Below are 20,627 nucleotides of genomic sequence, written 5' to 3' on the forward strand. Positions count from 1 at the left end.
GTCGATTCCGAGGCGGCAACTGCATTTCGCGGTGCGCCAGACCCTTGGTCAGGTTCCAATCAAACCGATTGAATTACCCGACAAGTAGTCTGACACAGGGGGGTGATGGTAGGCGAGCCTGACGTTCAACGGCCCTTTGGCATATCCCACCGAGCCGCCCAGCGAGCGGTTGGCGCTGCTGTCGCCCGCTACTTCTCCCGCTGCCGCCATGAAGTCGGCGCTGAAGCCATTCACGTCGACCGTGCGGAAGAGCACCGAGTTGCTGGCGCGGAAGCCGGTCGAAGGCATCAGGTTATTGGAGCGCGCGATGCCGTTGCGCAGCGGGTCGACCACGGTATTCAGGGTGGTGAACAGCGGCGTATCCTGCAGGCCGGCGGACACCGAGCCAAGCCTGGCGCTGCGCAGTCCGACAATGCTGGTGCGCCCAAACAGGGTGTTGTTCTGGGTTGAATCGCCCGCGTCGCCGTGGATGCCGCCTTCGATCACGAAGAAGGCCGACGTGCCGCCACCCAGGTCCTCGCTGCCTTTGAAGCCCCAGCGGCTTTGGGTTGCCATGCCGCTGGTCACACGGGTCGACGTGCCGGCCACGCCGCCACGATCCTGCGAAATGCCCAGGTCCATCACGCCGTAAAAGGCGACAGTGCTTTGCGCCAGCGCGGCGCTGCTGCAGGCGGTTAGGGCGAGCGCCGCCACCGCATGAATGCGTTTGTTCATTTTGTCTCCGGAGTTAAATAGGGCGGTGCGCGCTCAGGCAGGGACGGTGCTGCCGCGCGGGGAAGGATCCGGCAGCGGTTCGATTTTTCCAAGCACGAAGACAAAGGACACAATGCCAACCAGCAGGATCACTCCCGCGACCATGAAGGCATTGGCGAAGGAGTTGGTGGCGCCGACGATCATGCCGGTAACGATAGGTGCTGCAGCACCCATCAGGTTATTGGCGAAGTTCATGATGCCGCCGACCGTGCCTGCGCCGCCTTTCGGTGCGATCAGCGATGGCAGCGACCAGCCTACTGGTGCAGCGGAGGCCAGGCCTCCCAGCGCAATCGAGATCCAGAAGATAGCCCATGCGGGATCGGTGGTTTGCGTTGCACCGAAGACGGCAAGGCCGAACAGCATGCCGATCACCAGTACGCTCTTGCGCACCGTCGATTCGTTCTTGCCTTTGGCGATCAGATGGTCGATCAGCCAGCCGCCGACGAAGAGGTCGGTCACGGTGGCCACGGCCCATGGAATGGCGGCCAAGCCGGCGGACTTGATGATACTCATGTGCATGGTCTGTACCAGGTAACCCGGCAGCCAGGTCAGGAACAGGTAGAAGGTATAGCCATAGGCAGCGAAGCCGATGGTCAGGCCCCACACCTTGCGCCTGGTGAGCAGGTAGCCCAGCATATTGACTGCACCGCCTTCAGCCGGGCCTTCCGGTGCGGCACCGCCGCGTTGAATGTATTCGAGTTCGGCCTTGCTCAATTTAGTGTCGGCGCTTGGATCGCGATAGCACAGCAGGAAGGCGAAGAAGTAGCTGAAGCTCAGCACCGCAGTCAGGCCAAAGCCCCAACGCCAGCCAAAGGCCACCACGGTGACAGCGACCAGCGGCACGCCGATCACATTGGAGAATTTGGCGGCAGCATCGAAGATGGCGGTGGCGGTGCCGCGTTCATTGCGCGGGAACCAGTAGCCGGTGGCTTTGGAGCTGACCGGGAAGGCCGGCGCTTCGGCGATGCCGAGCAGGACGCGGGCCGCAAAGATGCCAGCGAAGCCGCTGGAGAATGCTGTAATGACCGAAGCCAGCCCCCACAGGAAGGCGCCCCAGCGGCCGACGCGGGTCGGGCCGAAGCGGTCCAGCACCATGCCGACCGGGATTTGCAGCAGCGAGTAAGACCAGGCAAAGGCGCTGAACAAAAGGCCCATGTCGACCGGAGTCAGGTTGAAGGCTTCCTGGATCTGGGGCGCGGCGACCGAGAGGCCGATGCGGTCGATGTAGTTGATCAGGACGCCGATGCCGAGCAGGGCGCCGATGCCCCAGCGGCGTTTAGCGACCTTGGTGGTGATGGCTGATTTCATGCGGTCTCCAATCTTGATTTTAGGCTTGCTATTGCAGGGTTTGCAGGATCATGTTGACCAGTTGCTGCGGCGACTGGGTCAGGTCAAGGCGCACGCCGTTTTCATCGGCTTGCAGTGGCTCCAGGTCGCGCAATTGGCTATCCAGGAGCGAGGCCGGCATGTAATGGCCAGGGCGGGTGCGCATGCGCTGTTCCAGGATCTCGCGCTTGCCGTGCAGGTGGGCGAAGCGCAGGTCCGGATCGCCATCGCGCAGCAGGTCGCGGTAGCGGCGCTTGAGCGAAGAGCAGGACAGCACCAAGCCTTCGTCGCGTTCGCGCGCAGCGCTGATTTTGCTGCGCAGCTTCTCCAGCCATCCGGCGCGGTCATCGTCATCCAGCGGGATGCCGGCCGACATCTTGGCTACGTTCTCCGGTGGGTGAAAGCTGTCGCCTTCGAGGAAAGGGACGCCAAGCGCGGTGGCCAGCCGGGCGCCAATCTCGCTCTTGCCGGCCCCGCTGACGCCCATGACGACCCAGCGCAAATTCGTATTGTTTTCCATATTTCTCCTAATGACTGATAGCGCTAACAGCGATGACAAGTTTAGACTAGCGCAAGAATTTGTAAAGAAGTTTGGATTGTGCGGCGCAGCAAGTGTCGCATCAATGATAGCGCTAGCATCGCGCTCACGGCGCGGCGACTGGGGCGGTATTTGAGGATTGCCGAGACGAAAGCGGATGTTTCCTGTATAATCTGCTTTTGCGCCTATAGGAAATACTATGCGTCTGCTCCAAAAAGCACTCACTTTCGATGACGTGCTCCTCGTCCCCGCGTATTCCAACATTCTGCCTGCGGATACGTCCCTCAAGACTCGCCTGACCCGTAACATCTCCCTCAATATTCCCCTGCTGTCCGCAGCAATGGATACCGTTACCGAAAGCCGTTTGGCAATCGCAATGGCACAGGAAGGCGGCATCGGCATCATTCACAAGAACCTGACGCCGAAAGACCAGGCGCGTGAAGTGTCGAAGGTAAAGCGTTTCGAGGCCGGCGTGCTGCGCGATCCTATCACCATTCCGCCGGACATGAAGATCCGCGACGTGATCAAGCTGACCGAGCAATATGGTATTTCCGGCTTCCCGGTTGTGCAGGGCAAGGAAGTGGTCGGCATCATCACCAACCGCGACCTGCGCTTTGAAAAAGAACTGGATGCGGAAGTGCGCGCCAAGATGACCCCGCGCGAAAAGCTGGTCACCGTCAACGAAGACGCCAACACCGAAGAAGCCAAGCGCCTGATGAACAAGCACCGCCTGGAGCGCGTGCTGGTGGTGAACGAAGCGTTTGAACTGCGCGGCCTGATCACCGTCAAGGACATTCAGAAATCCACCGAGCACCCGAACGCATCGAAAGACCAGCACGGCAAGCTGCTGGTTGGCGCGGCAGTCGGCGTTGGCGCAAAAGACGAAGAGCGTATCGACCTGCTGGTAGCGGCAGGCGTGGACGTGCTGGTGGTCGATACCGCCCACGGCCACTCCCAGGGCATCCTGGACCGCGTAAAGTACATCAAGACCAAGTACCCGCACGTTGACGTCATCGGCGGCAATATCGCCACCGCGGCCGCTGCGAAAGCGCTGGTTGAATACGGCGCGGACGCAGTCAAGGTCGGCATCGGCCCAGGCTCCATCTGCACCACCCGTATCGTTGCCGGCGTAGGTGTACCGCAGATCACTGCGATCTCCAATGTGGCTGAAGCGCTGGCGGGCACCGGCGTTCCATGTATCGCCGACGGCGGCATTCGCTTCTCGGGCGACATTTCGAAAGCACTGGCAGCCGGCGCATCCACCGTGATGATGGGCTCCATGTTCGCAGGTACTGAAGAAGCACCGGGCGAAGTGATCCTGTACCAGGGCCGTTCGTACAAGTCTTATCGCGGCATGGGCTCGCTGGGCGCGATGGCCGATGGTTCGGCTGACCGCTACTTCCAGGACGCCAGCGCCAAGCAGGACAAGTTCGTCCCGGAAGGCATTGAAGGCCGCGTGGCCTACAAGGGCTCCGTTCTGGCGATCCTGTTCCAGCTGGTGGGCGGCGTGCGCCAATCCATGGGCTATTGCGGCTGCGCCACTATCGACGAACTGAAAGAGAAAGCAGAATTCGTCGAGATCACGTCTGCCGGCATGCGTGAATCGCACGTGCACGACGTCCAGATCACCAAAGAAGCGCCGAACTACCGCTCCGAATAAGTACCTCCGCAAAGCGGCGACCACTGGTCGCCGCAATTTTTTTTTGCCCCCGCTATGCACTCAAAAATCCTCATCCTTGATTTCGGTTCCCAGGTTACCCAGCTGATCGCACGCCGCGTGCGCGACGCGGGTGTGTTCTCCGAGGTGTACCCATACGACGTTAGCGAAGAGTTCATTCGCAGCTACGGCGCATCGGGCGTCATCCTGTCCGGCTCCCACAATTCCACGCTGGAAGGCGATTCCCCGCGCGCACCGCAAGCCGTGTTTGAAATCGGCGTGCCGGTTCTGGGCATCTGCTACGGCATGCAGACCATGGCTGCGCAACTGGGCGGCAAAGTGGAAAACGGCCTGGTGCGCGAGTTCGGCTACGCTGAAGTGCGCGCCCGCAACCACACCGCACTGCTGAACGGCATCAACGACTTCGTTACCGACGAAGGCCACGGCATGCTGAAGGTCTGGATGAGCCACGGCGACAAGGTGCTGGACATGCCTCCTGGCTTCAAGCTGATGGCATCCACCGACTCCTGCCCGATCGCCGGCATGGCCGACGAAGACCGCAAGTTCTATGCCGTGCAATGGCACCCGGAAGTGACCCACACCGTGCAGGGCAAGGCCATGCTGGGCCGCTTCGTGCACGAGATCTGCGGCTGCAAGGCAGACTGGAATATGCCGGACTACATCTCCGAAGCAGTGGAGAAGATCCGCGCCCAGGTCGGCACCGATGAAGTGATCCTCGGCTTGTCCGGTGGCGTCGATTCCTCCGTGGCAGCGGCCCTGATCCACCGCGCCATCGGCGACCAACTGACCTGCGTCTTCGTCGACCACGGCCTGCTGCGCCTGAACGAAGGCAAGATGGTGATGGACATGTTCGCCAAGAACCTGGGTGTGAAAGTGATCCAGGTCGATGCGACCGATCAGTTCATGGGCCACCTGGCCGGCGTCACCGATCCTGAGCAGAAGCGCAAGATCATCGGCCGCGAATTCGTCGAAGTGTTCCAGGTTGAATCGGCCAAGCTGGTCAACGCCAAGTGGCTGGCACAAGGTACCATTTACCCTGACGTGATCGAATCGGCGGGCAAGGGCAAGAAAGGCCAGACCATCAAGTCGCACCACAACGTGGGCGGCCTGCCGGAGACCATGAAGCTGCAGCTGCTCGAGCCGCTGCGCGAACTGTTCAAGGACGAAGTGCGCAAGCTGGGCGTGGCCCTGGGCCTGCCGCACGAGATGGTGTACCGCCATCCATTCCCAGGCCCAGGCCTGGGCGTGCGCATCCTGGGCGAAGTGAAGAAGGAATACGCCGACCTGCTGCGCCGCGCCGACGCCATCTTCATCGAAGAACTGCGCAACACCCCGTACGAAGGCGCCGTGATGGCAGGCGAGGACGCACCGCAGAACTGGTACGACGCGACCTCGCAGGCATTCGCTGTGTTCCTGCCGGTGAAATCGGTGGGCGTGATGGGCGATGGCCGCACCTACGATTACGTCGTAGCCCTGCGCGCCGTGCAGACCCAGGACTTCATGACCGCACACTGGGCGCACCTGCCGCACACGCTGCTGGGCAAGGTCTCCAACCGCATCATCAATGAAGTGCGTGGCTTAAACCGCGTGGTGTACGACATCAGCGGCAAACCACCAGCGACCATTGAATGGGAATAACTTCCCGTCTGGCTGCCACTGGCAGCACCCGGTTAAAAACCTGAGCCAAGCCCCTGATTTTTTCAGGGGCTTTTTGGTTTTCTGGTGGCGAAATCTGGCAAGGATTGGCAGCGTCAAGCGGCTCCCAATGTTGGTGCTTCCGATGGTTTCCGCCAAAAAGGGTCTCAACAGGCGCCGAAATACCATCATCGCGAAAAAGTCGGATTGATGGCATCAGAACGCGCTGAGGAAAGGGGCTCCGTTTGTAGCACGTATTCAAGCGCGAACTGGGTTGTGCACCGGCCATGTACTGGAACAGCGTGCTCAGCCATGCCCTACAATGAGGGTCATGGCAGAGTCAGAAGAAGCGGGCTAGTTGGTCGACAGGACCAGCACGGTCACCGAATAAGGTGCGAAGTTGTAGCTGAACTGCTTACCAAGCCCCTTCACTTCGCTGGTCACCGGCACCACCTTGGTCGGCTCGGCGATGGTGTTGGTATCTTCCTTTTTCGCTGAGGCGAGCACGATCGCCTTACCTTGCGCAGCCACCTTGCCGGCGCCGGTCAGGTCGACCTGCACGGTTTGCGCACTGCCGATCGCGTTGACCACCTTCAGGTAAATCTCGCGGCGCTGATCGGACTTGGTCGCCGAGAAGAACATCGTCGGCACCTGCATGACAGGCGGCAGCTCCAGCGGCGTTTCCTTGTTGGGCGGCCGCTGCCAGCTTTGCGTGCTCACTTTCTCGGCATGCAGTGGCAGCGAAACATTGCCCAGGTAGTTGCTGAACATCTTCTGCATGTGGTACGACGGCGAGCCGTAGCTGGACTGCACATCGTAGCCGATCAAGTTGCTCGTCCACTGCATGCCACCCGGGTTCGCGTTCACCAGCAGCGGCGCGTAGCAGGACATCTCGACCACGTCGGCATTGCGTTCCATGCCGGCCATGAAAGCGGCGTCGGCCAGCGCGGAGTGCAGGTTGGTGGTCGGTTCACCTTCGCGCGCGGCCCACTCGCCAATGAAGACTTTCGGCCCTTTGCGCTCGTAGCTGTCGTAGCGCGCGGCGTCGTTCATCATCTCCATCGGGCTGTAGTAGTAGTGCTCGTCGACCAGGTCGGGCACCCGGCTGGTCAGCTTCTGTTGCTGGCTCAGCCAATCCTTGCCGTTGACGGTGGAGATCAGCTTGAGCTGCGGGTACTTCGCCCTGATGGCGTCGTGGAACTGGGTGTAGCGGCCGTCGTAGGTCTTCTGCTTGTCGAAGCCGTCCTCGTTGCCGATCTCGACGTAGCGCAGCTTGAACGGCGCCGGATGGCCATCCCTGGCGCGTTGCGCGCCCCATTTCGTGCTCAGGTCGCCGGTCACATATTCGATCTCGTCGAGCGCTTCCTGGACGAAGGGCTGTAAGTCCGGGCCGCCCGGAATGGTTTCGCCGTGGAGCGCATAGCCGGCGAATACCGCCAGCACCGGCTCTGCCCCCATGTCCTCGCACCACTCGAGAAATTCGAGCAGGCCCATGCCGTCGGACGAGCGGTAGCCCCAAGTGCCGCGATGGCCGGGACGCTGCTCGATCGGGCCGAGCGTTTCCTTCCACTTGAAGCGGGTCGCTACGGTCTCGCCTTCGAGAAAGTTCCCGCCCGGGAAACGTAGGAAGGCCGGCTTCATGTCGACCAGCTTTTGCATCAGGTCGACCCGGTTGCCGTTCGGCCGGTCCCGATAGGTCGGCGGGAAAAGCGACACCTGGTTGAACCAGACGGTGCCCGGACTTTCGGTGGCAATCACCAGGCGCGCGTTGGTGGTCGGCTTGACCTTGGCGCCGGTGTTCAGGTTGACGCTATAGCGCTTCCATTCACTGTTGATGCGGCCACCCTCGGCCTGCGCGTATACGGTCTTGCCGTCTGCGCCTTCAATGCTGACCGTCAGCGGCACGCCGCCGGCGTTGGTGGTTCTGGCGTAGAAGCTGGCGCGGTAACGGGTGTTTGGCTTGACGGGAATGCCCCAGTAGCCGGCGTTGGCGATGCCGACCCGGTGGCCCTGCGCGGCATGCATGGCGTCCAGCCGCAGGCTGGTGGTCAAAGCTGTGTCGGCGACGGGAAAGCGCTGGTCGAGCGCGATCGCGGCGCTGCCGCCGGCGTCTTGCACCACCGACCAGTGCACCGGCGCCTTGTCGTCGTCCTTGAAGACGCGGTTGCGCACCAGTTCAGCGTACAAGCCGCCATCGTAGGAGTAATTGATTTCTTCCGTCATCAGGCCGTACAAGGTCGGACTGAGGGGAATGCCAGGTTTGGCGAGGTCGATCTTGATGGCGGTCTGCGCCATCGCCAGCGGCGCGATCAGTGCCGCCAGCGACAGCAGGCGAGGGGCGCGGAAGCGGCGTCGCGCGACCGGCATAGCGGCACTGCGCGATAAGCTGTTCGGGTTCATTGGTGGGTAGGGCCTTATGTGATGTTCGCAACATTTATACCGCGAAGGCGGTGAAAAAACAGAAGGCCTGGCGCGCGACAAGATTGCGCCTGGCCCTATCGAATGGTCTCCAACCTTTGTCCACGATTCTGCGCACTCCTCATGTGCGTCGCAATTCTCAAAATCATCAATGCGCAGAATCATTTTTCATCATTCCTTCGCCAGGATCGGCGACAGGGAGCCGGCCGGCGGCCGACCTATCAGGCTGCGCGGGATGTAGCCGAAATCGGTCGCGCCCGGCTTTTTCCAAGCCAGCATCAATGCGAGATCCGGCCCAGGTCCCTGGAAGTAGCGCACGCGGAAGTTGTGCAAGCCCTGTTCCAACTTCAACGTCGTCGCCACCGGTGTTGGCACGTGGATGCCATCGTTGTCGATCACGTTTTCATCGTCAACACTGAGCACGGCGCCATCGTCTGCCAACAGCATCAGTTGATATGTGGCGGTTTCCTGAATAGTGACGGTAAAGCGAATATCCAGACCGAACCATTCGTTCGTCGAGCCCAGGCCGGGAAAGCCTTCCTTGAAAGAGCGCGGGGTGATGTCGAGCTGGGCCATGCAAACCCGCTTGATCGGCTTGCGCCGGCGTATTTCGGAGACCGATTGGTTGCCGACACTAAGGCGATAGACGTCGGCAATCATGCGCCGATCTGACCCTTCTGCGCATTCTTCAAATATCTTGGGTGGCGCGCTGGTCACGACTTCCTTCGCCGGCGCAGGAGCCGGCGGAGGCGGAGCCACGGCCAGGGCAGGGACTGGCGCCGGCGCCGGGGACCGGATAGCGTCGGGTACGATGTCGAGCACTGGCAGCGTGGGCATCACGAGTGGAGGCGGCGCGACGGTGGGAGGGGCAATATCCGGCGGAGTTTCGGCGATCTTTTCTTCCGGAATTATTTCCTGGAGCATGACCACGTCAACGGCACGCTGTGGTGGCTCAGGTTTGTGCGCGCGCGACATCATCATGGCAGCCAGCAAGGCAAGGTGGATGAGCAACACGACAACCATCGCAAGGCGCCGGTTCCCGCGCCGAAAGGTAGGCTGCCCTTCAGTTTCGGGCGGGGTCGAACTGGATTCCGGTGATGTACTCATACGATTCCCAATAACATTTCAATTGAACTAAATCTTTGGCCTTTGCGGACCGGCACGGTTTCATCGTGATCGCCCGGTCCGGTAGTAATCAAAGTCCACACGGCCGCCGGCGCTTTTCGTCGAATAGTAGAAGAGGGCGTAGCGGTAACCCATGAAGTGCGGGAAGGTGTAGGTAAGGCGCGAGGGCCGGCCGATGGCGGTCCAGGATTTGCCGTCAAGGCTGTAGGAGAAGCGGGCGACTTCGGGCTTCCCTGGTTTGCCGTAGATCTTGACGCTATGCCCGTCGATGCCGAAGCGGGCGTCATCGGGCGCAGATTCAAATTCGCATTCGACCCTGAGGTGAACGGTATTGCCGGAGAGGGGAATGGAGGCGAATTCCTCGAGCGGGCCGGCGTCGGCGCTTACCATGACGAGAGATTTGGCTCCGCCGCTCATTTTGACGCCAACAAAACCGTACTGTTTCTGAAAAGCGGACAGTCCGGCCCAGTCGCCGTCTTTCATGCCGCTCACGTCGATGCTGGTGGTGGCGAAACTGTTAGGGCCAAAGGTGCGTTGCGTGAGGGTATTCCTGGCCTCGGACAGGCCGGAGTCGATCCGGCTGGTGACAAAGCTCATGTAGCCCGGGCGCTTGGTGAGCGACCAGTTGCGCGGCTCGGGATTGTGATTCCATTGCCAGGCCAGGGGTAGGGGAGGAGCATCGGGCAGGCGGTCGAATTCGTCGTTGGCAACAATGCCGGAGGCGCCGGAGGCGCCCTGTCCGCCGGCTGCGATGTCGAGCGTCATGGGCACCTCGCCATCCTTGCCGAGCACGGGCCAGCCTTCCTTCCATGTCACAGGCACGAGGTAGGGGATGCGGCCGACGGCGCTGTTGTCCTTGAACAGGTAGGCATACCATTTGCCTTCCGGGGTGTCGACGAGACCGCCCTGGGCGATACCGCGGTCATCAAGCGCAATGCGACCCTCGTAGGGACCGTCGATGCTGTCGGCGCGGTGGATGGTGACAGTACGCGCCCAGCGGGTCTTGGGCGAGGCGATGTTGAACAGATAGTAGCGGCCGTTGATCTTGAAAAGCTGCGAGCCCTCGCCTCTGAGCCCGCCCTGGTCGGTGCCGAAGAGTTCATTGACGTTTTCGATAATGACCTTGTCTACGCCACCGGGCTTGATTCCGGAGAGATCGGGTTTCAGTTCGACGAGCGAAATCCGACCGCTTCCGCAAACCATGTAGACGCGACCGTCGTCGTCGAAAAACAGGCTGTGGTCACCCAGCGAAGGCGCGAAACTCGTCTCTTTCCACGGCCCGTGGTCCGGATCGCGCGTGCTGTAGATGTGGGTGCGTTCCGTGTTGGCGGAGAAAGTCGTGGCATAGAACACGCCGTCGTGGAATCGCAGGCTACTGGCCCAGGAGCCTGCGCCGTACGCGTTTTTGCCGTTTTCGAGACGCAAGGCTTCATTGTCAGCAAGGGTGTCATAGGCGTAGGAGGCCATGCTCCAGTTGACCAAGTCCGTCGACTTCATGATCGGCAGGCCCGGGCTCATGTGCATCGTCGTGCTGCTCATGTAGTAGGTTTTTCCGACACGGATGACTGCGATGTCCGGGACATCGGCCCAGATCAGGGGATTATGGGCAGGATGCGCCGGTGCCGCCGCGAGGGGCTGGGATGTGGCGGAGGCGAGTTCGGCAAATTGCCAGTAATCGAACTTGAACAGCTCTTTGGCGGCCGCACCGCGGAACACGAAGACGAGATCATGGATGCCGGAGGCACCGGAGACCAGCACGGACTGCGGCTTCCATTGTCCGGCCGTTCCGGAGACTGGCAGCGTGCCGATCAACTGGCCGCCGAGCTTGTCCAAACGAATCTCGACCTTCGCCCCAGTGGGCGCCGTCGCCTTGGCAGTGCTTGAGATGCTGGCCATGAAGGCGCGCGCACCGGCTGCGCCGAAATCGACATTGCGCACCCGGATGCTGTCCCCGTCGTGGATGTCTTTCACATTCTGTCCGCCGGCGCTGTTAGGCTCAATTTTGACACCGGAAGACCAGGCGATGGTCTCGGCTTCTACGCGCTTGTAGGGATCGAGGGTTGCGACCGGTGCTGGTCCTTCCTTGGTCGGCTGCACCGTCGGGACCGAACCATCCGGGTTGAACTTCAACTCTTCGACCGACACGGAACGTTTGAAGCCGTCGCCTCCCTTCAGCGCGGCGTTGTGGTAGAAGAGGTAGGTCTTGCCCTTGAAATCGACTACGCCGACGTGGTTGGTGAAGGCACTTTGCGGGGGCATGACGACGCCGCCGTAGGTCCACGGGCCTTCGGCTGTGGGACCGGTGGAGTAAGCGAGATGTTCAGGGAGGGGGCCACCGGCAAAAAACAGGTAGTACAGATTCTTGCGCTTGTAGAGCCAGGGTCCCTCTTCGTAGGATGTCCCGCGCAGAGCAGGCTTTGGTATCGTAAAACCTACCGTGTCCGGCGGGGTGCGCTTGCCCAAGGCCGCGACGGTCATCGGATGGCGCATGATGCCATTCTCCCCGACGCTGGTGTCGTAGGAAATCATGTCCTTGTTCAGCTTTACCGACCAGAGATTGGGATTGCCCCAGGCCAGAAAGGCCTGACCCTTGTCGTCAATGTAGACGGTCGGATCGATGCTGTCGTACAGGCCACCAGCGTGGCCGGCGATCAGCGGCTTTTTGATGGGATCGGTGTAGGGCCCCAATGGACTATCGGCCACCAGCACCCCGATGCCCCGGCCTTGCACCGGAGCATACAGATACCATTTTCCATCCCGCTCAATCACCTGGGGCGCCCAGGCGCCATTATCAAAACCGTCCCAGCCGGAGATCTCTTTGGCGGCCCAGGGGAAGTCGTGAAGTGAGGCGACCACGCCATGCTGCGTCCAGTTCACCATGTCCGTCGTCGTAGCGAGCACCCAATTCTTCAGGTTGAAGCTGTTTTTTTCCCCGACGTCTTCGTCGTGGCTGGAAAACAGGTAGAGCGTGCCCTCGTGGACCATGGGCGCCGGATCCGCGGTATACATGGTTTGAATAACCGGGTTGACCGCAAATGAGGCCGGGGGCAGCGAAGCCAACACGGACAAGAGAACTACAGCGGAGCAGCTTGTTTTTTTCATGAAGGTCGGAAAATCGGGGGGCGAAAAGCGGATAGGCGATTTAGGTGAACGAGCTTGCGGCATGGCCCAAGGCCGATAGCGAGCGACCAGATTGGATCATCATGATTTGCCTCGGGTGGTTTCATTTTTCGCGCACCGTGCTGCGATTCGAACCCATTGTGCGGGCCGGAATCGATCGCAGCAATTGAGAAAATCACCAACTTAGAACATGAAATCGGCCAATCCAGCCCTAAATACGCCCTTATCGACGGCCGGCGCGAGTGATGGCAAAGCCGTTGTTCTTAGGATATGGCGGGGCCCGAGTCCGTTAGCCAGGATAACGCCATGATGATGTTCTTTCCCTCAAAAAGGGCGAGACCACGCATGATTGGCACGGTCAGAATCACGGTCGACAGCGAAGCACCCAGTGCGATATTCACCACTGGTTGCATGCGATTGGCAATCGCCGCGCGCACGGCGGTGAGGATTTCAGGGCTTGCCGATATGAATGCCACCACGACAGCGGCGATGTTCGGCGGGACGCCGCTTTCGGCTAAGCCCGCATCCAGTGTCTTGGCCATGACTTCGGCCAATAGGCCGATGCTGATGACAGCAACGACCAGAAGCACGATCGAAGCGTGTGCGCTTCCCGGATGGCCGTGCCCGGCCACACCGGTTTCGGCGTAGCTGTAACTGAAGAAATAACTACCGGCTGCTGGGGACAAGAAGGCTGGGACGATCATCGAAATGCCGATAGCCGTCAGGATCATCACGACGTATGTGTTGCCTGAGTCGACGTTGTAGGGCTGCTCGCCATGGCGCAAGCCGCCCAATACAGCGGCTATGCCAAGGATAACGACTTCCACCAATACTGCCGCGAGCGTGAGAGTCATGCTGCCATAGGGTTCGCCAACCTTTTCGGCAAGGACTTCGGCGTGGTGGGCAACGCGCCGCGACGCCAGCATGATGGCAGCGATCAGGAGTCCAGCAGCTGCAAGTGATGCAGCCTGGCCCGCTGCCAGGGCTGCATGTTCCAGTGGGAAGGTGAAAGCTGCCATCGGGGCAGCAATACCCTAAGATGCCGGCGGAGCCGGTGTGGGCCGCCGCCGGTGGGGATTGTTACTTGATCGAGAAGCGCACGCTCATGGTGCTCTTGTCGGGGAACACGATGGCGGCCACCACTTTGGTGCCGGCGGTGACTTTGTCGCCAGTCTTGGCAACCAGGGTGTTGCCGCTGCCTGCGGTGAGCGGCGCTTCCGATTTCTCGGTGCCTTTCAGGACGGTCAAGGTGCCGGAGCCGCCAGCCATTGCGACTTCTTTGCCGTGATCGTCGACGTAGATCGTGGTCTGGCCATCCTTGTTGACCAGCTCAAATGACATGTCGCCGGCGGATTTGACAATGCCGCCATGTTTTGCCGGGCTTTCGTGAGCCATTGCCTGGCCACCTGCCATGGCGAGCGTGAAGGCCATGAGTGCCATTAGTTTTTTCATTGCAGACTCCTTAGAGAATTGCGGCAGCTTGCTTGGGCGCTGCCGCATGCCCATTTTGCGTCAATATGTTTCGTTGGCGCTACCCGCCACAAGTTGCTCCAGCGGCTTGCGGCCCACCTTCCAAAAGATCAGTGGGGTCAGGAGCGAGTCGAGTAATGTGGAACTCACCAAACCGCCAAAGATCACCACGGCAACAGGGTGCAGGATCTCCTTGCCGGGTGCTTCCGCCGAGAGCAGCAGCGGCGTCAAGGCGAAGGCTGCCACCAGTGCGGTCATCAGTACCGGTGTCAGGCGTTCCAGCGAGCCGCGGACGATCATCGGCCAGCCAAACGTTTCCCCCTCGAACTTGCACAGGTTGACGTAGTGGCTCACTTTGAGAATCCCGTTGCGCGTGGCGATGCCTGCCAGCGTAATGAAGCCGACCATCGACGCCACCGACAGCGCTACGCCGGCGATCCACATGGCGATGACGCTACCGACAAGCGCGAACGGGATATTGCCCATGATGACGAGTGCCAGCGTGCCAGAACGATAGCGGGAATACAGGACCAGGAAGATCATCAGCAGGGAGCCGAGCGAAAGGCCGAGGATCAGGCGTTGCGCCTGCTCCTGCGCCTGGAACTGTCCCTCAATGCTGATAAAGTAGCCGCCAGGCAGAGGAGTAGCGTCGACCGATTTACGAACGTCGCCGATAATGCGCGACATGCTGGAGCCGTCGGTGTTGGCATATACCACGATGCGGCGGCGGCCATTCTCGCGTCCGATCTGGTTGGGGCCATCGCTCTCCTCAACGGTGGCCACACTGGAGAGCGGAATGCGGCCCGCCGGGCTGTCCAGCATCAGGCGCTCCAGGTCTTGCGGCGTACGTTGCGCATCCGCCAGGCGCACCACCAGATCATACCGGCGCGCACCGTCGATTACCTGGGTGACCCGTGTGCCTTCAGCCAGCGCTTCAATGGCCGTCAGCACTTGTCCTGGCGCCAAGCCATGCTGGGCGGCCTTACGGTAGTCGATGTGTACCTTCACTTGCGGGATCAGGACCTGTCGCTCAACCGACAGGTCAACCAGGCCCGGTACCGATTGCAATTTGCCGCGCAGCGTATCAGCCAGTCCACGCAGCGTATCGATGTCGTCGCCGTAGATCTTCAATGCGATCTGCGCGCGCACGCCGGACAGCAGGTGGTCAAGTCGGTGCGAAATCGGCTGGCCGATGGCGACCGATGCGGGGATCGCCGACAGCTGGGCGCGGATTGCGGCCATGACCTCCTCGCGGCTGCGCTTGGACGGCTTGAGATCGACGTCGATCTCGGAGGAATGGACGCCTTCGGCGTGTTCGTCGAGTTCCGCGCGCCCGGTGCGGCGCCCCACCTTGGTGACCTCAGGCACCTGGCCGATTAACGTTTCGGCCAGGGAACCCAGCCGGTTGGCCTCGGCCAGCGAGGTGCCCGGCGTGAACATCATGCCCATCACCAGCGAGCCTTCGTTGAATGCCGGCAGGAAGGCGCGCGGGAAGAAGGGCACCGAGGCGGCGGCAAGTACCACGAGCACCGCTGCGCTCGACAGAATGACCTTCATGCGGGGGAAGCACCACGCCAGCAGTCTTTCATCGAACGCCTTCAAGCGCGTGACCAGCGGACTGTCGCGGTGCACTTTGAGCAGCGACGCTGGCAGCAGGTAGTAGGCCAGGACCGGTGTCACCGTCATCGATACCAGCAGCGAGGCCAAAATCGAAGCGATGTAGGCGATGCCGAGCGGTGCAAATAAACGGCCTTCAATACCGGGCAGCGCGAAGAGCGGTACGAATACCAGTACCACGGTTGCGGTAGCGTAGACGATGGCCGAGCGCACCTCCACCGAGGCTTGCCAGATCACCTCCAAGACCGACACGCCCTCTTCGCGGCGCTGGCGTAGGCGGCGCTGGATGTTCTCCACGTCCACCACCGCATCGTCGACCAGTTCTCCAATCGCAATGGCCAGGCCGCCGAGGGTCATGACGTTGATCGATTGTCCGAGCAGGTGGAAGGCGAGGGCGGTCAATGCCAGTGACAGGGGGATTGCAACCAGCGAAATGGCCGTGGCGCGTGCGCTGAGCAGGAATGCAAACAGTACCACCGCGACCAGGATCGCGCCGTCGCGCAGGGCGTCCTGTACGTTACCTATCGAAGCATCAATAAAGTTCGCCTGCCTGAACAGCACCTGCGGCGCAGCGATGCCTGCCGGCAGGCCTTGTTTGAGCTCGGCTAGTGCGCTTTCGATATCGCGTGTCAGGCGCACGGTGTCGCCGGCTGGCTGCTTTTGCACGCTGACGATGACCGCTGGCTTGCCGTTCATACCGGCGTCGCCGCGCTTGAAGGCTGGCGCATAGCGTACGCTGGCCACTTGCTCCAGCAATACAGGTGTGCCGTTGCGCCAGGCAACGGCCAAACCTTTCGCGTCCTCCAGCTTGCTGGTGCGTCCAAGATTGCGGATCAGGTATTCGCGGCTGTTCAGGTCAATGAAGCCGCCGCTGGTGTTGGCTGCGTAACCGCGCAAGGCACTGGTGACTTGCTCCAGCGTCACGTTGAATTGCGCCATGCGCGCCGTGTCCGGCGCAACCCGCAATTGCCGCACCTCGCCCCCGATGGGGATCACCTGCGAAACGCCGGGAATCGACAGCAAGCGTGGACGTAGCACGAAGTCCGCATATTCCCGTGCGCGCATCGGATCGGTCTTCGCCTGGTCGATCGGCAGCGCGATCAGCATGATCTCGCCCATGATGGACGATACCGGACCCATGATCGGGGTAACCTGTCCCGGCAATTGTTCTTTGACCAGTGCGATTCGCTCTGAAACCAGTTGGCGATTGCGATAGGGATCGGTGCCCCAATCGAACTCAGCGTATACGATGGAGAGGCCAACGCCGGACACGGAGCGCACTCGGCTCACGCCGGGCATGCCGTTGAGTGCTGTTTCAATCGGGAACGATACCAGCTGCTCCACTTCCTCGGGCGCCATGCCGCCAGCCTCCGACAGTACCGTGACCACCGGCTTGTTCAGGTCAGGGAACACGTCGACTGGAGTGCGCCCTGCCGTCAGCGCGCCATATACCATCAGGAGCGCGGCAGCGGCCAGCACGAACAGTCGGTTGCCCAGGCTGAAACGAACTAAGTAACTAAACATGGCGCTCCTAGCGGATCTGGTTGATCAGCGCGGCACCAGACACCACCACACGGTTTTCCGGGCTCAGGCCCTTAGTGACGACGACCGTGTGCGCATCCAGTGACTTGGCCTCGACAGGCTGGGCGATGAAGCGCATGGCGCCGGACTTGATCCACACCACCGTCTCATTGGCTGGATTGCGAACCAAGGCCGCAGCGGGCAAGGCGATGCCTTTCTCTGTCGTTTTCAAGCGCGCCAGCACGGTGACCGGCTGGCCCACGGCGAGCTGTAAGCCGGCTCCCTTGGCCTGGAAGTGCACCGGCAATGCACCGTCACGCAGGCTGCGCGCGCCGCCTAGCAGGCGCAGTTGCGCCTCCGGTGCCTGCACCAGGCTCGCCGTCGCAATGCGATTGGCAAGGCTGACATCTGGAGTGGTGGCCTCGACCAGCATGCGTTCCGGGTGGACCACTTCGAACAGCACGTCGCGCGACTCGACGATCTGTCCAGTCATCACGAGCGCGCTGGCCAGGACTCCATCGGTGGGGGCAACAATCGGTTCAGCACCGCCGACTGCCGCACTGATCGCTTTATCGCGCCCTTGCAAGCTTGCCAGTTCGGCGCGCGCGGCGTCGATATCCTTTTGTGGAACCGTGCCTTCCAGTGATTCGAGGCGCTTTACGCGCTGCTCAAGCAGGTTGCGGTTGGCGCGGAGGTCTGCTAGCGCCGCCTGCTGGGCGCCTCGTTCCGCCGCACTGGCGACAGGGCGCAGCAGTGCCAGGACTTCTCCTTTGCGTACCGCCTGGCCGGGCACCGGCAATCCCTTCGGACCGGCTTCGATGCGACCGGCAAACGGCGCCTGGACGCGACCTCCGGCGTTGGGATCAATCGCGGTGCGTCCATTCAGTTCGACCGTGACAGGATGTTCTCCGGCCTCCGCTCTGACGGTGCGAATCGCCATGCGGCGCTGCGCCAACTTCGGCACATTGACGCTGCCATCGGGCAGCCGCGCCAATCCGCTGGCGCTCGTGGCGTTAGCGCCGTCGAGGTGTTCGCCGTTCGGGCCGTGCGCCCCAGGGGACGCTTGTGCAGCAACGCTGGAAGCAAGCAATGAAGCCAGCGCTATTAGTTTCAGTTTCGTGTTCATGGTGTTCTATTCACTTCTTGGCAGTCAGGCGGCGGCGCAGGATCAAGCCGCCCGCCAGCAGGAACAATGCAGCGCCGCCAGCCCAGTAAGTCCAAAGCGGCAGGCCCGCTTGCGCGTGCTGCGCTGCGCGCGGCACGTCCAATGCCCCTTCCAGCAGGTCGCTTTCATTGCCTGCGACGAAGGTGAACATCAACTGGTGCTTTCCGGGGGTAGATATCGCCTGCAGAAACTTTGGATCGTCAATCGCGTAATCGCCGAGGTCCGAATGGAACTTGGCCTGCGCCTTTATCCCTTGGTATTGGACTTCCAGCTTGCCGTTCAGTACAGGCTCGTTGGTGTCATAACGGTCGATCATGACCGACAATTCGCCGCCTGACAGGTGACCGACGAGTTCAAACAACTCGGTAAAGGTTTCAATGCGTGGGACGCTGCCGGTACTGGTAACCGATGCCGGGCCGTCCAGGTGTTCGCCGTTGGGGCCGTGTGCGCCTGGCGAAGCGAAAACTGGCGCGACTAGCGCCAGCAAAAACAACAATGTGGTCAGTCGTTTCATGGAATGATTCCTAATGCTTGGTTAAGTTCAGCCCGCGCCATACCCAAGGCTACGCGCTGCTGGCGAAGCGCGATCTGGGCCTCATGGCTCAGAATCCTGGAGCGCAGCAGTTCCGGCAGCGCGCGCTCGCCTGCGGCAAAAGCTTTGTCGAAGAGTCGGGTGTGCTCCTGCATGGCGCCAGCACGCTGCTCGGCCAGGCGAAGCGCTTCTTCGGCATCGGCTAAGCGGTCGCGCGCGAGTGCAATGTCTGCCTGTGCCTGGGCCTCTAGCTGGGCCAGGTCGGCGCTGGCCGAAGCCAGCTGCGTGGTCGCGGCGGCTTCCGCGGGACGGTTGCGCTGCTGACCGATCAGCGGGATTTGCAAGGCTATGCCGATGCTGCGATCGTTTGGCATACCGACGCCATCGCGCTCACGCCGCATTGATACCGCCACCGTCGGTGCTGACGCCGGCTGGGCCCGCACTGCCGCAATGGCCGCGCGGGCGCGTAGCTCGGCGGCCCGTGCCGCTTGGAGGCGCAGGGGAATCGGTTCGCCAGATGGCGCCACAGGCTCGATTTCAACGTCGGGCAAGGTGGTCATCCCGGTCAGGACGGAAAACCGTGCCAGTGCAGCTTTCGCGTCGGTTCGGGCTGCGATGAAATTGCTGTGTGCCAGTGATACTTCTTGGCTCGCAAGCAGTACATCACTGCGCGCCAGATCGCCAGCCTTGACGCGCCGTTCGACGTCATTAGCCAGTTCTTGCAGGTGGGACCAGTGGTCGGCGCGCTCGATCTCAATTTCCTTGGCGGCGCGAGCCTGCCATAGCCGTGTTCGCACCTGGCCGGAAATTTCAAGCTTGGCCTGCGCCAGTTGTGAGGCAAGTTCGTTGGCACTGGCATTGGCGAGATCCGTGCGGCGTGCCTTTTGACCAGGAGTCCAGATTGGGGCCGATAACGATATCTCGGATTCTCGTCGCTCGTGCCGGTCTGTCCATTGGTCAGTACGCTGTAAAATGCCCAGCGTCGGCGCGCTGGCGAGCCATGAATCCGCAAGTGCCAGGCCAGCGGCCGCTTCATCCTGTCGCGCTTCCAAGGTGCGGACTTGGGGCGAGCGCTGCCAGGCGTTTTCGACAAGGATATGAAGGGTAGCCTGCGGCGCAGAGGGCTGCGCAGGCTGCGCGAACGCCAAGGCTGGCCCCAACAGGGCCAGCCCGGCGAAAGCGCGGGGCAGTCTAAAGACGTGCATGGGTACTACTCCATCGGATGATTAGGAATCAGCGAGGAATGCGGGCACGATGCGGCTTTGCCGCAATCAAAGGGATGTGCTGGGCACCCTCGGCAGTTTAGCCGAGGGCGAGTGCGGGAGGCCGGTGCGGTAGCTCCAGCATTGGATCAGGAATATAGGCGATAACACGGGCAGAAACGATCTCTACCAGCTGGTCAGGCGCTGCGGCGACTGCCGGGAGCAGCAAACCAGTAGGCTGTGGTGAACAGGAATGATCCTGCACATGCTGGACCGATTCGTCGGACGCGTCGAAGTGAATTGACCCGTCGGCCTCGTGGTGATGGCTCACGTGCTCGTCATGCAGTACCCCGTGCGCAAACGAGCGATCCCCAGTTTGAATATCCTCGCTCCAATGCCTGGCAAAGCCTTGCAATGGTAGGCAAAACATTAATAGGATACAGAGAAGTTGGCGCATAGGTGAGGGCGATTATAGCAGTGGGAACGCCACGTGCAAGTTGTACTCGACTTTGCTCGTCCGATTGGGC

14 protein-coding genes are annotated in these 20,627 nt (G+C 61.3%); 2 read left to right on the forward strand and 12 right to left on the reverse strand.

Translation table 11 applies throughout. The features are described from left to right. Nucleotides 1-48 precede the first annotated feature (48 nt). From ASE26_RS17860 to ASE26_RS17870, 3 genes are read right to left on the reverse strand one after another with little or no spacing between them, the layout of a single operon-like run. A complete protein-coding gene (locus tag ASE26_RS17860) occupies nucleotides 49-714 on the reverse strand; it encodes a porin (RefSeq protein WP_229208175.1) in 666 nt (221 codons plus the stop codon). 33 nt (nucleotides 715-747) lie between these two features. Continuing rightward, nucleotides 748-2,061 (reverse strand): MFS transporter, encoded by a 1,314-nt coding sequence (locus ASE26_RS17865; protein WP_055924151.1) that lies wholly within the window; start codon nucleotides 2,059-2,061, stop codon nucleotides 748-750. Nucleotides 2,062-2,089: 28 nt separating this feature from the next. After that, nucleotides 2,090-2,599, reverse strand: a complete 510-nt coding sequence (locus tag ASE26_RS17870; RefSeq protein WP_229207023.1) for a gluconokinase — start codon at nucleotides 2,597-2,599, stop codon at nucleotides 2,090-2,092. A gap of 217 nt (nucleotides 2,600-2,816) precedes the next feature. Here ASE26_RS17870 and guaB point away from each other — a divergent pair, with 217 nt between their 5' ends. Together guaB and guaA are read left to right on the forward strand one after the other, a co-directional pair. After that, complete coding sequence (gene guaB, locus ASE26_RS17875) at nucleotides 2,817-4,277, forward strand: IMP dehydrogenase (RefSeq protein ID WP_055924148.1); 1,461 nt, start codon at nucleotides 2,817-2,819, stop codon at nucleotides 4,275-4,277. A 54-nt stretch (nucleotides 4,278-4,331) separates the two neighbouring features. After that, a complete protein-coding gene (gene guaA, locus ASE26_RS17880; RefSeq protein ID WP_055924145.1) occupies nucleotides 4,332-5,933 on the forward strand; it encodes a glutamine-hydrolyzing GMP synthase in 1,602 nt (533 codons plus the stop codon). 351 nt (nucleotides 5,934-6,284) lie between these two features. On the opposite strand, the gene ASE26_RS17885 is transcribed toward guaA, so the two are convergent. The 9 genes from ASE26_RS17885 to ASE26_RS17925 all read right to left on the reverse strand — a co-directional run bounded on the left by ASE26_RS17885 (nucleotide 6,285) and on the right by ASE26_RS17925 (nucleotide 20,103). Beyond that, nucleotides 6,285-8,297, reverse strand: a complete 2,013-nt coding sequence (locus tag ASE26_RS17885) for an alpha-L-arabinofuranosidase C-terminal domain-containing protein (RefSeq protein ID WP_156409963.1) — start codon at nucleotides 8,295-8,297, stop codon at nucleotides 6,285-6,287. A gap of 222 nt (nucleotides 8,298-8,519) precedes the next feature. Then, nucleotides 8,520-9,371 (reverse strand): PA14 domain-containing protein, encoded by an 852-nt coding sequence (locus ASE26_RS17890; RefSeq protein ID WP_057246659.1) that lies wholly within the window; start codon nucleotides 9,369-9,371, stop codon nucleotides 8,520-8,522. Nucleotides 9,372-9,515: 144 nt separating this feature from the next. Then, nucleotides 9,516-12,575, reverse strand: coding sequence for a family 43 glycosylhydrolase (locus tag ASE26_RS30075; RefSeq protein WP_082591401.1), 3,060 nt, complete (start codon nucleotides 12,573-12,575; stop codon nucleotides 9,516-9,518). 281 nt (nucleotides 12,576-12,856) lie between these two features. Further along, on the reverse strand, nucleotides 12,857-13,612 hold the full coding sequence (locus ASE26_RS17900) for a hypothetical protein (protein WP_057246660.1): 756 nt from the start codon (nucleotides 13,610-13,612) through the stop codon (nucleotides 12,857-12,859). Nucleotides 13,613-13,673: 61 nt separating this feature from the next. Further along, on the reverse strand, nucleotides 13,674-14,045 hold the full coding sequence (locus tag ASE26_RS17905; protein ID WP_055924124.1) for a hypothetical protein: 372 nt from the start codon (nucleotides 14,043-14,045) through the stop codon (nucleotides 13,674-13,676). Between the two features lie 60 nt (nucleotides 14,046-14,105). Beyond that, nucleotides 14,106-17,204 carry an efflux RND transporter permease subunit gene (locus ASE26_RS17910; RefSeq protein WP_057246661.1) on the reverse strand — a complete coding sequence of 1,033 codons (3,099 nt, stop codon included), beginning with the start codon at nucleotides 17,202-17,204 and terminating at the stop codon, nucleotides 14,106-14,108. Nucleotides 17,205-17,211: 7 nt separating this feature from the next. After that, nucleotides 17,212-18,327, reverse strand: a complete 1,116-nt coding sequence (locus ASE26_RS17915; RefSeq protein WP_057246662.1) for an efflux RND transporter periplasmic adaptor subunit — start codon at nucleotides 18,325-18,327, stop codon at nucleotides 17,212-17,214. A 10-nt stretch (nucleotides 18,328-18,337) separates the two neighbouring features. After that, nucleotides 18,338-18,880, reverse strand: a complete 543-nt coding sequence (locus tag ASE26_RS17920) for a hypothetical protein (protein WP_055924116.1) — start codon at nucleotides 18,878-18,880, stop codon at nucleotides 18,338-18,340. Then, nucleotides 18,877-20,103: a TolC family protein gene (locus ASE26_RS17925; protein WP_082507050.1), complete on the reverse strand. Its 1,227-nt coding sequence runs from the start codon at nucleotides 20,101-20,103 to the stop codon at nucleotides 18,877-18,879. The genes ASE26_RS17920 and ASE26_RS17925 overlap by 4 nt, the downstream gene beginning before the upstream one ends. Between the last annotated feature and the right edge of the window lie 524 nt (nucleotides 20,104-20,627).

The sequence above is a fragment of the Duganella sp. Root198D2 genome (assembly GCF_001428585.1).
Classification (GTDB): Bacteria; Pseudomonadota; Gammaproteobacteria; order Burkholderiales; family Burkholderiaceae_D; genus Rugamonas.